This is a genomic window from Mucilaginibacter sp. P19, from assembly GCF_050632265.1.
In the GTDB taxonomy this organism is placed as follows: Bacteria; Bacteroidota; Bacteroidia; order Sphingobacteriales; family Sphingobacteriaceae; genus Mucilaginibacter; species Mucilaginibacter gossypii.
This window is the reverse complement of sequence record NZ_CP192586.1, coordinates 3,874,590-3,888,465: the sequence shown is the minus strand read 5'-3', so window position 1 is coordinate 3,888,465 and position 13,876 is coordinate 3,874,590. Positions and strand designations below refer to the sequence as shown.

General features: G+C 42.1%; 11 protein-coding genes. 5 read left to right on the top strand and 6 right to left on the bottom strand.

Translation table 11 applies throughout. The annotated features are described in order from the left end of the window. Positions 1-55 precede the first annotated feature (55 nt). On the top strand, positions 56-1,174 hold the full coding sequence (locus ACQ86K_RS18800) for a serine hydrolase domain-containing protein (RefSeq protein ID WP_143020673.1): 1,119 nt from the start codon (positions 56-58) through the stop codon (positions 1,172-1,174). A gap of 104 nt (positions 1,175-1,278) precedes the next feature. Next, positions 1,279-1,653, top strand: a complete 375-nt coding sequence (locus ACQ86K_RS18795) for a nuclear transport factor 2 family protein (RefSeq protein ID WP_431198543.1) — start codon at positions 1,279-1,281, stop codon at positions 1,651-1,653. Between the two features lie 192 nt (positions 1,654-1,845). On the opposite strand, the gene ACQ86K_RS18790 is transcribed toward ACQ86K_RS18795, so the two are convergent. From ACQ86K_RS18790 to ACQ86K_RS18765, 6 genes are all read right to left on the bottom strand, one after another. Further along, positions 1,846-2,517, bottom strand: a complete 672-nt coding sequence (locus tag ACQ86K_RS18790) for a glycoside hydrolase family 3 C-terminal domain-containing protein (RefSeq protein WP_431198542.1) — start codon at positions 2,515-2,517, stop codon at positions 1,846-1,848. A 26-nt stretch (positions 2,518-2,543) separates the two neighbouring features. Next, positions 2,544-4,022 (bottom strand): glycoside hydrolase family 3 protein, encoded by a 1,479-nt coding sequence (locus ACQ86K_RS18785; RefSeq protein ID WP_431198541.1) that lies wholly within the window; start codon positions 4,020-4,022, stop codon positions 2,544-2,546. 11 nt (positions 4,023-4,033) lie between these two features. Then, the gene (locus ACQ86K_RS18780; RefSeq protein WP_431198540.1) at positions 4,034-6,280 is read right to left on the bottom strand and encodes a TonB-dependent receptor domain-containing protein; all 2,247 of its coding nucleotides are present in this window, start codon (positions 6,278-6,280) and stop codon (positions 4,034-4,036) included. A 70-nt stretch (positions 6,281-6,350) separates the two neighbouring features. Further along, positions 6,351-7,352, bottom strand: a complete 1,002-nt coding sequence (locus ACQ86K_RS18775; RefSeq protein ID WP_431198539.1) for a TonB-dependent receptor plug domain-containing protein — start codon at positions 7,350-7,352, stop codon at positions 6,351-6,353. Positions 7,353-7,536: 184 nt separating this feature from the next. Then, complete coding sequence (locus tag ACQ86K_RS18770; RefSeq protein ID WP_091162627.1) at positions 7,537-8,634, bottom strand: FecR family protein; 1,098 nt, start codon at positions 8,632-8,634, stop codon at positions 7,537-7,539. 93 nt (positions 8,635-8,727) lie between these two features. Then, a complete protein-coding gene (locus tag ACQ86K_RS18765) occupies positions 8,728-9,327 on the bottom strand; it encodes an RNA polymerase sigma-70 factor (protein WP_091162628.1) in 600 nt (199 codons plus the stop codon). 181 nt (positions 9,328-9,508) lie between these two features. On the opposite strand from ACQ86K_RS18765, the gene ACQ86K_RS18760 reads away from it, so the two are divergent. The 3 genes from ACQ86K_RS18760 to ACQ86K_RS18750 all read left to right on the top strand — a co-directional run bounded on the left by ACQ86K_RS18760 (position 9,509) and on the right by ACQ86K_RS18750 (position 13,876). After that, positions 9,509-9,694 carry an alpha-L-fucosidase gene (locus tag ACQ86K_RS18760; RefSeq protein ID WP_431198538.1) on the top strand — a complete coding sequence of 62 codons (186 nt, stop codon included), beginning with the start codon at positions 9,509-9,511 and terminating at the stop codon, positions 9,692-9,694. Next, positions 9,685-10,947, top strand: coding sequence for an alpha-L-fucosidase (locus ACQ86K_RS18755; protein WP_431198537.1), 1,263 nt, complete (start codon positions 9,685-9,687; stop codon positions 10,945-10,947). Before ACQ86K_RS18760 ends, ACQ86K_RS18755 begins: the two co-directional genes overlap by 10 nt. Positions 10,948-11,203: 256 nt before the next feature. Beyond that, entirely contained in the window at positions 11,204-13,876 is a 2,673-nt protein-coding gene (locus ACQ86K_RS18750) for a glycoside hydrolase family 2 protein (RefSeq protein ID WP_091162630.1), read from the top strand.

Below are 13,876 nucleotides of genomic sequence, written 5' to 3'. Positions count from 1 at the left end.
GACGCTGATCGTTCGTTTACGATACATAAATCTCAATCATGGTAATAATAATGTATTGCCTATCAATCAATTACATGAGTGGCATGACGATGGTTTCTCAGGTTTAAATCATAATTATATAATTTCACCCCCAATGAACCGAATATTACCTAAGATTAAAACGCTATTATTATTAACTTTCTTTTATGCGCCAGCTGTAAATGCGCAAGTAGCAGATTCTACTATTGTCCGGTTGATGAAGGATAAGCATATTCCCACATTGGGATTGGCCTTTGTTGATAAAGGCGAAATCTTCTTCTCAAAAGTGTACGGCGAACTTAACACGGGAGTTTCTGCGCCTGCTAATACATTATTTAATGTCGCCTCAATCACCAAAACAGTAACAACAATGGTAACACTGTGTCTGGTTAACTCTGGTGACTGGGATCTGGACGAACCAATCTATCATTACTGGACTGATCCTGATGTTGCAGCTGATCCGAGGAGTAAAAAGCTCACTACTAAACATATCCTGACGCACCAAAGTGGGTTTCCAAACTGGCGATGGATGACGCCTTCAAAAAAGTTGGCCTTTGAGTTTGAGCCCGGTTTAAAGTTCCAGTATTCCGGCGAAGGGATGGAATATTTGCGGCACGCACTTGAAAGTAAATTTCACCGGTCGTTGGAACAATTGGCTGATTCCCTGATTTTCAAACCCCTACATATGAACGATACGCATTTTATTTGGAATGATAGGATGTTAGATCATTTTGCTGTTGCGCATAATAGCAATGGAGAGCCATTAGAGATCATAAAAAATAGCAGTCCCAGTGCGGCCGACCAACTAAAAACAACTGTAGCGGATTACAGCAAATTCCTGATTTGGATAATAAAAGGGGGTGGTTTATCAAAGGCGCTTTATCGGCAAATGACCAGCCCGCTGTCTATGATAAAAGAGAATAAGTTCATGGGCTTAGGTTGGGCCGTTTATCCAGATTTGGGACGAGAATTTTGCTTATCGCACAGTGGCATTGATCCGGGCGTAAATACAATCGTCTTTATTTTACCAAAAACCAGTCGCGCTTTATTGATCTTCACTAATTCAGATAATGGCCCTCAAATATATACCGATCTGGTTAAGATCTTTTTGAAAGAACAGGGCAATGCTATAATTGCTACCGAAATGAAAAATTAACAAAACTATAATATGAAAACAATGAACAATTTTTTTACTACTGCGCTTTTAGTCGCTTCAATTTTTTTACCTGTACTGGTGCAGAGGCACAAACATCCGGGCCATTGTTCAATGAGATAGCACAACAGGATTCGCTTCAATTCAGGGACTTCAATAGCCGCAATCTTGATCAGCTAATGAATCACTTCGATAATAGTCTGGAACTTTACCAGGACAACACCGGCGTACGAAACTTTGATCAAACAAAACAAGCCTTCGGTGGACTGTTTAAAATGAGTTATGTATTGAATCGGAAATTGATTCCTGGGTCAATGGAAGTATATCCAATTAAAGATTATGGTGCTATCGAGACCGGAATGCACACCTTTTCTCATGTTGAAAACGGCAAATTGCAGGTGTTTACGTATAAGTTTATGCAGATCTGGCAAAAGAAAGACGGCATTTGGAAAGTAACCCGGGAAATCACCTACGGTCACTAAAATGACATGGTTGCTTAAAAGCAGCCATGCCATTTTGGTAAACTAACGCATCAGGGAGTAACATTGCTAATATCTCGCGTTCGTTTCAGCTTATTCGTAAACCATAAAGTTTTTATTTTGGCTACTAATCTAAAGGTGCCTTGCAATGAGGCTTTTATGTCTATTTCTATAAAACCGTTTTCTGACAGTGTCTTAATTAGCCACTTTAAAATCAGCTACCAACTTTTCATCGGCCGAGCTGCTGCCCAGTACTATTTTGTAGCTGCCGGGATAAAGCTTCCATTTGCGTGTGGCAAGGTCCCATTTCTGTAAATCCTGAACAGGGATTTTCAAAGTAACGGTACCTTCTTTATCCTGCTCCAGGCTTATGCGTTTAAAGCTTTTTAATTCTTTAACAGGCATCCTGTCGATGTTGGGATATTTAATATACGCCTGCACTACTTCATCACCATTAAATTTACCGGTGTTTTTAACGTTTACTGTTACCGTAACGGTATCGGTTTTTTTGTAGGTAGTTTTTAATTTACTGCCTAGGGTGTAGCTGAACGACGTATAACTTAAACCAAAACCAAAAGGATATTGCACCGGACCGGTATAATAACGGTAAGTGCGGTTTTTCATGTTGTAATCGCTGTAATCGGGCAAATCGCTCATACCTTTATAAAAAGTAAGCGGCAGGTGACCAGATGGCGAAACTTCGCCAAAAATAATATCAGCTAAAGCGTTACCGCCTTGCTCGCCGGGGTACCAGGCAAATATAATGGCATCGGCATAAGGCTCAATAGCGGATATGTCAACATCGCTGCCTGCGGTAATTACAGCAATAAGAGGTTTGTTTTTTACACTTTTGCGCAGCTCTTTCATAAAGGCAATTTCACTGGCAGGCAGGCTCAGGTTTTTTTATCGCCGCCGCTTTCAGACAGGAAAGCGTCGCCTGCTTCGCCTTCCAAAACGGGGGATAGGCCTATCACAGCAACGGTAGCATCAGCATTGCCCGCGGCCCAGGTGCCGCCAAAATGGGTGGTGTCTTTATAGTCGCAACCCAAATCGTATTCAACACGGGTAGCTTTGTCAACCGCGCCGGTTATACCTTCAACAAAGTTAATTACCTTACTGCTGGTGCCGTGGTAATTAGCTATCATAGCATCGAGCGAGGCCGCGTTTGGCCCAACCACCATAATGCTGGAGTAGCTGCTTTTTTTGAATGGCAAAACATTGTTGTTATTCTTTAACAATACCATGCTTTGCTGGGCCACTTTACGGGCCAAAGCCAAATGTTGTTCATTGTGAACACTGTCGGCGCCGTAACCATGATAAGGATTAGCGGCCGGGTCGTCATAAAAGCCCAGTTTAAATTCGGTGCGTAAGATAGCGCCCAGGGCCTGGTCAATATCTTTTTCGGTAAGCAGGCCTTGTTTAATAGCTTTAATACCATCGTTCTGCAAAATGGACGAGCAATCCAGGTCAACACCAGCCTTAATGGCAGCCGCTGCTACTTCAACCGCAGTTGGTAGCGTTTTGTGGGTAAGGTATACATCGTCCAAGGCACCACAATCAGTTACCACGTGGCCGCTAAAGCCCCATTCTTTCCGTAATATGTCGGTAAGCAGCATTTTATTTATAGAGTTTGGTACACCGTTAACGCGGTTGTAGGCGCTCATTACCGATTCAACGTGGTTTTTGACCAGTTCGTGAAAGGCATACAGGTAGGTTTCGCGAAGGTCTTTTTCATCAACCTTGGCGTCAAATTTATCGCGGGTGGCTTCGGGGCCGCTGTGTACGGCAAAGTGTTTGGCCGTGGCAGATGTTTTCAGGTATTTAGGATCATCGCCCTGCAAACCTTTAACAAAGGCTGAGCCCATACGGCCGGTCAGGAATGGGTCTTCGCCATAAGTTTCCTGTCCACGTCCCCAGCGCGGGTCGCGGAAAATATTGATGTTGGGTGCCCAAAAGGTGAGGCCCATGTATTGCAGGTGCCTGTCTTGTGCAATGGCCAGGTTGTATTTGGCGCGGGCCTCAGTTGATATAGCCGTTGATACCTGCTTTAACAGATCTTCGTTAAATGTAGCCGACATACCGATAGCCTGCGGAAATATGGTTGCTTCCCCGGCGCGGGCTACGCCATGCAAAGCCTCATTCCACCAGTTATAGGCAGGGATGCCTAAACGGGGCACTGCCTGGCTGCGGTAGCCTAATAAGGAGATTTTTTCGTCGATGGTTAATTTCGATAAAAGATCTTTTACGCGTGAATCAATCGATTGCGAAGCATCTTTATAAAAAGGAACCTGCGCATTTGCGGTAGAAAACTTTAGTAATGCCGCAAGCATTACCAAACAACATAGGAGTTTGTGTTTTATGGTGGAAGCCATTTTTAGATGATTTATTTTTTGAGTTTAAAGTTAATATTTATTCCGTAAGTATGGGTTGGCGGCAGGCTTGCTCCTTCAATTCCTGCATATTTTATATCCGGCGAAAATCCAGATTCCGGATCGATATTGGCCGAGCGCTTCATAATTGTCCACAAGTTTCTGCCTACCAGTGAAAAGGTTATGCCTTCAAATAGTGTTTTATTAAGAAAGCCCTTTGAAAAAGTATAGCCAAAAGTAACCTGCCGTAATTTAATAAACCTGCCGTCAAGCACATTTAATGCAGATACATTTTGGGCCAGCGCCTGGTAATAGTTCTGCGCAGGTACAGCAATGGTATTCTTTTCACCATTGGCGTTTACTCCATTGCCAACAACGCCGTTTTCCCTGCCTGCAAGGGTAAGCTGGTTAAAGCCCCTGTAAATACTATTATAATTTGTAGCCGATAATATCTTATTACCAAAACGGTAATCGATCAAAAATGAGAGGCTTAGTTTGCCAAATGCAAAATTGTTGTTTAATCCACCGTATATATTAGGTACCACGCTACCCATAGGTACACGCGGGCCGGCCATGGGTAAACCATTTTCGTCAAAAATGATCTGTCCTTTATCATTTTTTAGGTAATCGTTGGCCATAATCTGAGGCCCTGGCAAGCCTTTAACCAGTGCCGTAGCAGCGTTTAGCGGGCGGTAAGTACCGAAGCTTATGTTAGCCGACTCGGGAGTGCCGTCTGTTTGAAGGATCTTGTTTTGTACATAAGTAAAATTAAACGATGGCGACCAGGTAAAACCGGTTGCTTTAACAGGAGTGCCGCTTAGCTCAATTTCAATGCCGTTGTTTTGGGTTGAGCCCGTAGGGATAAACCGCCGTGCAAAACCGGTTGCCAGATCAAGGTCGCCTTTAATGATCTCATTTTTTGTTTTACGGTGAAAATAGGCTACATCAATTCCAAGCCTGCCGTTTAAAAATTTAAGCTCGGTACCGGCTTCCATTTCGGTAAGCGTGTAAGGCTTAAGAAATAAATTGGGCAGGCTGTCGCTGAAACTCCCGATGGCAACACCGTTTATTGAATAATTTGTTGTGTAGTATTGGGTTGTTACATATGCATCAGTTGGCTCGCCGCTCGTTTGCGCATACGATAACCTTAATTTTCCGAAGTCAAGGCTGGGGATATGAACGAGATCGGAAAATAAAAGACTTGCCGATACCGAAGGCGTAAAGATACTCCGGTTATCACTTGGCAACGTGGAGTAGGTATCGTAGCGGCCGGTAGTAGTTATTGTTAAATAGTCTCTTAATGAAAAATCAACAGCATAATAGCTTGAATGCGTTTCGGTACTATTATAGTTGTAATTGCTGTTTTTGATGTTCAAATTATTATAGCTATAAAAATATGGTATAATGAATGGGCCTCCAAAAAGCTTCGTGTACTCGTATGTGTTTTTACGTAGGTTAGTCCCTGCAGATATGTCAAAACTCAGCACTTTAGCAATAATGTCATGTTTGGCACCTATTAGCAGGTCACTGTTTAGTTCAGATCGTCGCGTGTTTGACTGTTCATCAAGTCCTCCCATTCCGCCGGCGTAATAAGCGGTTCCGGTTGGGGTAACCGTTTTTCGTTTATCGTAAAGGATGTCGTTACCTAACCTCAACTGTGCATACATCCAATTATTGAAATTGTATTTACCCGATAATGCGGCTATTAAGCGGTTACGGTTTACATCATTAATAAACCGATTAACAGTAAAATAAGGGTTTGTAGTAAAGGTGTCGCTATTCCATCTTATTTCACTGCCATCTGGGGCATAACCCGGCGCAAGGATAGCCTGATCTTCGTTGGCTGCCAGGTATTGAATGTTATTTACATTAAAAGGCCCATCGCTCAGGTTGGGTTTCAAATTAGAAGTTTCGTTGATAAAATTAGCTACAACATTAATATTCAGTTTTTGGGTAACATTTTGACTTGCCGATAAGTTGAACGTTTTGCGATTGAGATCACTGTTACGCACTATTGAGCCGTTGCTAAGGTTTGATAACGACAACCGGAAATTACCATTGTCGTTACCGCCGCTAAATGCAGCAGTGTTGGTAAAAGTATAACCTTGCCGGTAAAACTTACTGATATTATTTTTTACGGCGGAGTAGGGGTAATATTCGCCATCAAACTGAATTGTGGGTTTACCATCCAGTTTTTCACCCCAGCCATAGTTGCCTGAGGATATTGCATTGGTTACGGTAGTCGGCCTTATCCCATACAAACCCTGGCCGTATTGTGTTTGATAATCAAAGGTATTAATTGCCTTATCAGTTTGGTAATTGGTATTAAACTCAACACCAAATGGAGTGTTTTTTTCCTGTTTTGGTAGTTATTAAAATTACGCCATTGGCCGCTCTCGCTCCGTAAAGTGCCGATGCCGCCTGGCCCTTTAAAACGGTCATATTTTCAACATCGTCGGGATTTATATTGCTGATGCCGTCGCCAAAGTCGGCCCCGCCCCATTCATTGGCTGATCCCCTTTGGGTATTATCCATGGGTACCCCATTAATGATAAAGAGTGGCGCGCTTGCACCAAAACTTGTAACGCCTCTTAGTAAAATACGCGCAGAAGATCCTGGTCCGCCGTTTATGCCATTGATACTTAAACCTGCTACGCGCCCCTCCAACGAGTATGCTACATTTGATTCCTTGGCTTTATCAAGCACCTCACCACTAATAGTAGTTACTGAATAACCCACCTTTTTTTGTTCCTTGTTAATGCCAAGTGCCGTTACAACCACTTCGTTTAGCACGTTACTTACCGTAAGCGAAATAGTTACCGGTACAGCGCCAATAAGTTTTACCTCTTTTGTAACGTAGCCTACGAAACTCACTATCAATGTTGACCCGGAGGGTACTTCAAGCAAAAACGCCCCCTTCGCGTCGGTGAGTGAGCCCATGGTTGAACCTCTTACCCTAACTGTAGCGCCTGCAAGCGGCGCGCCATTCTCATCAACAACAACGCCCGTTACTTTAACTACATTAACTATTTCATCAATCGGGGCAATTACTATCAGGTGATTGGCAAGCTCGGTATAAGCGAAGCCCGAATTGGCCAAAATTTTATCTAAAATACTTTTAACATCTTCATTATCAGAATCTATGTCAACTTTGTTTAAAGCAGGGATTTTTCTTTCACTATAAACAAAATGATAAATGCTTTGATGTTCGATGGCTGAGATCACCTTTTTAAAATCGGCCGATTTTAAATTGATAGTGACGCGGGTTTGTGAATATACAGTTAATATAGCCAGTAAATTGAAGAATAATATTAACGTAAACCGTATTTTCATTTATACTGATAACCTAAACCTGTCGCCGACATCCATTGGGGATGCCTAAATTTACATAAATTTTATAATTAGCACAGGTAATAGTGTAAAATGACCGAATTGGTAGGTAACAATTACGAATATTGTAAAGCCACAGCCAATTGGTGGGAACAAATGTACTGATAACTAACTGTAGAATTATCAGTTAATAGATATAAATGGCGGCATTTTTAATTTTATAATGAAAATCTTCGGTAATGCGTAATGCGTCAAGAGCCTGAGTAATGGATTCTTTTTCATAAGTGCCGCTGAAACGGTACTTTTTCATTTCATCATTTTTAAATTTGATCTCAACACCATACCAGCGTTCCATGCGCATGGCGAGGTCGGCAAAGCTTTCATCCCTGAAAATGAGTTTATTCTGTGTCCAGGAGGTTTCTAAAATGGCACTGTCGTCCTGATGAAGACGGGTAAAACTGGTTAAGACATATTGCGTACCGGCACTGCTGTCGGTAGGTGGTGAAAGCTTAGCCTGGTTTTTACGTACAGTAGTAAACGAGCCCTTTTTAACAATCAGTTTTTCACTTGGTTTTAAAATGATCCTGTCCGATGGCCGGTCGTCAAGGGTAACTTCAATGGCGCCCCTGATCAGGGTTGTTTCACTTGACGGATCATCGGGGTATGATTTAACGTTAAAAGCGGTACCCAGCACCTTAATATTCATTTTTTCGGTATGGATAATGAACGGATGTTCATGATCTTTATGTACATCAAAAAAGGCTTCGCCGCTTAAATAAACTTCGCGGGTTTTGCCTGTGAAGTTTGTTGGATATCTTAACGAACTTAGCGAATTAAGGGTGATACGCGTACCGTCGGTTAATACAATGGTTGATTTATCGCGGGCAGAAGTGTTTTTATTTTGCCAGGCGCCGGATGTTGCGCTTGCAATTCCGTGGCCCAAAGTAACTGTTTTTGAATAAAAAAGGTACGCGCAACCTGCTATTAGAACAACAGCGGCCGCAGCACGCCAAAGATAATGCATCGTGCCCTTTTTAACGGGGTTAATGGCCGTTGCAGGTTCAATAACTTCCTGTGCTTTAATTTTTGACTTTATTTTTTGAAAGGCGAGGGCATTGTCAGCATATTGGGCATCGCTATGTTTCCAGTAAGCAGAAAGGGCTTCGTATTGTTCACGAAGGGAAGCATCATTAGCTAAGCAACGCTGAAATTCATTATTTTCATCAGAGCTGATTTCATTCGACAGTTTTTTGCCCACCAGCTCTATAAATTTATCATTGCCCATCGTATAATTGCATCCTTATTTATGATAGGACAACTTATTTAGGTTAATTACTTACAAGGTTAAAAAAATAATTGAAAATTACAATTGTGCTTCCTAAAATGTTGATTGTATTGGTTTTAATACAGCTTCGTGGTGCTTGTTGTATTGTGTCAAAACAACACTAAGCTTCTTGATCGCTCTGAAAAGTTGCGTTTGTACCGTGCGGGGCGAAATATTAAGAATTTCGGCCACTTCCTTATACTTCATACCGTCCTCTTTTATCAGTCTGAAAACGATGCGGCATTGTTGCGGTAAACCGGCTATGGCCTGGTCCATCCTAAAAATAAGCTCTTTGTTTTCAATTTCCTTTTGAGGGTTATAAGTGTTTACAAATTCTACCGAATTGGTTTCTTCAATTTGTACAACGTGAATAGTTGAGTATTTTTTGATGTGGTTTAGCGATTGGTTTTTTACCGCTACAAATAAATAGGTTTCAGGGTTTTGAATTTCGGTAAGGTTTTTACGGTTAAGCCAGCATTTTACAAATACATCAGAAACTATTTCTTCGGCAATCTCCCGTTGATGTACATATAGTACACAAAATTTAATGAGCGAGTTGTTAAGGACATGGAAAAACAACTCAAAAGCGTTCTCGTCATCATTGTTGCAAATGAGTTTCCATAATTTTAGCGTATCAACTTTTCTGTCTCTCAAACCGAAGGATTTTTAATTAATCAACTAAATTTAAACTTAATAATGGTGTAACAATAATAACATATTAAAATCGAAAAATGAAATTAATTGATGTAAGTTGCAATGTTTTTTAAAAAATTTTAAAAAGTGTGTAAGCAATACACCATATAAAATTGTCAGTAATTAATAAAATAATAGCTTGATGAAACGATTATTTACAGTATTTCTTTTGGTTTTCGGCTGCTTTGAGGTGTTTGGACAGCAGCACAATATGTCAAAGCAATATGTCCCTGCAGGCGACCCTGCAGTTGAGCAAAAAATTGCAAATTGGCAAGATCTTAAGTTTGGTTTGTTTATGCACTGGGGTACCTACAGCCAGTGGGGGTAGTTGAAAGCTGGAGTATTTGCCCCGAAGATGAAGGCTGGACACAACGTCGCGGCCCGTATGGCGCAACTTATAATGGTTATAAAGCAGCTTACGAAAATTTGCAAACCACTTTTAACCCAACCAAATTCAATCCCGAAAAATGGGCGAAGGCTGCTAAAGATGCCGGTATGAAATACGTAATTTTTACCACCAAACACCACGATGGCTTTTGCATGTTTGATACCAAAGAAACCGATTATAAGATTACAAGCAGCAAAACACCTTTTTCAAGCAACCCGAGGAGCAATGTAACTAAAGAGATCTTCAACGCTTTCCGCAAGGACAACTTTATGGTGGGTGCTTATTTTTCAAAACCCGACTGGCACACCGAAAATTACTGGTGGCCATACTTCCCGCCAAAAGATCGTAACGTAAATTACGATCCGAAAAAATACCCTGATCGCTGGCAGAAATTTAAAGACTTTACCTACAACCAGATCAGCGAACTGATGAGCGATTATGGCAAGGTTGATATTTTATGGCTTGATGGAGGATGGGTGCGCCCTAAAAGCAGTGTTGATACTACTATAGACTGGCAACGCGGAATTAAATTTGACCAGGATATCGATATGCCGAAGATAGCCGCAATGGGCAGGCAAAAGCAACCAGGATTAATAGTGGTCGACCGTACCGTAGCCGGCAAATATGAAAACTACACTACTCCCGAGCAGGAAGTACCCGAAGTGCCACTTGACCATCCATGGGAGAGCTGCATAACCATAGGTAATTCATGGAGCTATGTTCCGGGCGATCATTATAAATCGGTACAGCAAATAGTGCAGCTATTGGTAAAAATCGTATCGCGCGGTGGCAACCTGCTCATGAACATTGGCCCCGGCCCGGATGGTGACTGGGACCCGGTTGCTTACGAACGCCTGCAAGGTATCAGCCGATGGATGAAAATCAACGGTGAAGGTATTTATGCCAGCCAGTCGGTTGCACCATATTCAACAGGTAATATATACTATACTAAAGCTAAGAACAGCAATACCATTTATGCCTTTGCCTTGAGCGATCAGGAAAAAGTGGTTTTGCCTGCTACTGTATCTGTAAAATTGAAAGACATTAAAAAGGTAAAGAAAGTTACCCTGCTTGGCAGCGCTCAAAGCCTTAAATGGAAACAGGTGGCCGATGGTATCGATATCAATATCCCGGCAAAATTACAAAAAGCCAGCGGGCTTAATGAAGCGGCCGGTTTTAAAATAGTTTATTAATATTTCATAACAACCAAATAACCACAATGTCATTTCGACGATCAGGGTAGGGCTAAAAAAGGTGAGGAGAAATCTTGTACAAGAGACGGGCAAATTTCCAGGGTGTACAAGATTTCTCCTGATTACTACCAAAAATGCCCTGTATACTCGTCTAAATGACAATTATACCGACAAAATCCCATATTATATAGCCAAGTTTTTACAGCTAAAATGATTTGGCAGTTCTTAATTTTGATCATCCATCCAACCCAAATAAATGACAACAACCCGTTCGGCAGGCAGATCTGCATTGTTTAAATTTTCATTAGTGTTATCCGTCCTTGCTTCTGGCGTTTATCAAAACGCAGGGGCGCAAACCAGCTACGAGCTTAATAGCGGCTGGAAATGTACGTCAATAAATAGTGTTAAAGATAATGGCACTATTATATCCCAAGCCAATTATGATCTGGCTGCATGGAATCCTGCAGTTGTGCCTGGAACGGTGCTTACAACCCAGGTAGCCAACAAACAGGTACCTGATCCATTTTACGGGATGAATAATGAAAAGATCCCTGATATATACAAGGTAGGCCGCGATTACTATACCTATTGGTTTGCCAATGATTTTAAAGAAGCCGTACCAGCCGGCAGTAATCAAACCTATCTTAACTTTCGTGGTGTAAATTATAGCTGCGACGTTTTCCTTAACGGGCATAAGCTTAACAGCAAGCTGCATAAAGGCATGTTTTTACGCCAGAGCTATAACATTACCAAATGGTTGAGCAAAAACGGCAATAATCGTTTGGCGGTTATCGTGTATCCTCCGGATGCTGTTGGTAATCCCAACGGCGGTCAGGGCGGTGATGGTACTATAGCGCGTGGCGTAGGCATTCAATATACGGCAGGGTGGGACTGGATCCAGCCCATCCGCGACCGCAATACCGGCATTTGGGATAAAGTAACCATTGAGCATACGGGTGCTGTGGTTATTAAAGATCCGCATGTGGTTACCCTTGTTCCGGGTGTTCGTCAGCCGGAAGGTGCGCAGCAGCCGGCTATTGTACAGGTGTCTGCCGAGGTTGAAAATGCTACAGGCGCTGCAGTGAGCGGTACTTTACAATATAATTTAGATGGCAAGTTGGTATCACAGCCGGTTACACTAAAAGCAAATTCAAAACAGGAAGTTAAACTGGCTGACTACAGCCTTAAAAACCCTAAGCTTTGGTGGCCTAATGGCTACGGTCCGCAAAATTTGTATAAGCTTAATTTGCAGTTTGTGGCAGGTGGCAAAGTATCCGACCAAAAAAATATTGAAGTTGGTGTACGCCAGATCACTACCGAATGGAACAGTAAAACCGAAAGCCGCCAGGTTAATGTGAACGGCCAAAAAGTATTTATTAAAGGCGGTAACTGGATCATATCGGATCAGATGTTGCGTTTCAGCGATGTCCGTTATGATGCGGAAGTTCGTTTTCATCGTGATATGAACCTGAACCTGATCAGGGTTTGGGGTGGCGCACTGATTGAGCGCCCTGAGTTTTATGAGGCTTGCGATAAATACGGTATGCTGGTTTTCCAGGATATGTGGGGATCGGGCGATTGCAATGGTCGCTGGATAGATCCAATGAAAGCTGATGACCAATGGACCCGTCGTAAATATCCGGATGATCATGACCTTTATTTAAAATCAGTTGCCGATCAGGTTAAACTGGTACGTAACTTCCCCTCGCTGGCAATCTGGTGCGGTGGTAATGAGATCACTCCGCCCGAAGATATTTTTGCGGCCCTGCGTGATACCATTATGCCTAAGCTCGATAATACCCGTTGGTTTATCCCGTATTCAAACTCCGAAGAAATGTCGCGCAATGTACAGGGCGGAAACGGCGATGGGCCTTACGGCATCCAAAGCCTTACAACTTTCTGGGATCACCAAACTTATCCGTTCAATTCGGAAGTAGGGTCGGTTGGTGTTAGCGATTATGAGTCATTAAAACGCTTTATTCCTGCCGAAAATATGGTTGTGCCTGAGTTTGATGCATCTACCGGCAAAACTAAAACAGACCCGGTTTGGGAATATCATAAATATATTGGCTACGACGGTTTTGTTGATAAATACGGAAAAGCCAAAAATGTTGAAGACTTCGCAACTAAAGCACAGTTGGTAAATTATGATCAGTATCGTGCCCTCATGGAAGGTTTTAGCTCTCATATGTGGGATTGGTATACCGGTACTATCATCTGGAAAACCCAAAACCCATGGACAGCCATGCGCGGCCAGATGTATGATTATTACCTTGATCCTAATGCTTGTCTTTACGGCTTGCATAATGGCAGCGAACCTTTACATATCATGTATAACCAAACAGATGGTATGGTAATGGTAGCCAACAATACTTTTAAAACGCATAGCAATATGCTGCTGGTAGCTAAAACCTATGATATGGATGGCAAAGAGAAAGTGTTAACAAAGGTTTTTGCTGATGTAACGCCAACTACTACCAAACGCTATTTATCACTTAAGCATGAGATTGAAAAAGAGGCAAAAGACAAAGGTGTTTTCCTTTGCCTGCAACTGCTTAAATCGGATAAGGAAGTGATCAGCGAAAATATTTACTGGTTGCCCGATGCTAACGGTGATTTTTCCGGCTTACAAAAAATGCCGAAAGGTACTTTAGGCGCGTCTGCTAAATATTTAAAGAATGGTAAAGTAGAAGTAACGCTGACTAACGAGGGTGATGGTGCGCTGGCATTTTTCAACCGCCTGTCTTTAGTTAATGCTGAGACCAAACAACGCATTCTACCGGCCTTTTACAGCGATAACTATGTAACGGTGCTACCGGGTCAAACTAAAAAAGTTGTTATCGATCATAACCCAGGTGCAGATAAAAACCTTGCAGTAACTATTGGAGGCTGGAACATAGCAGAACGTACTATATCTATCGACAAATAA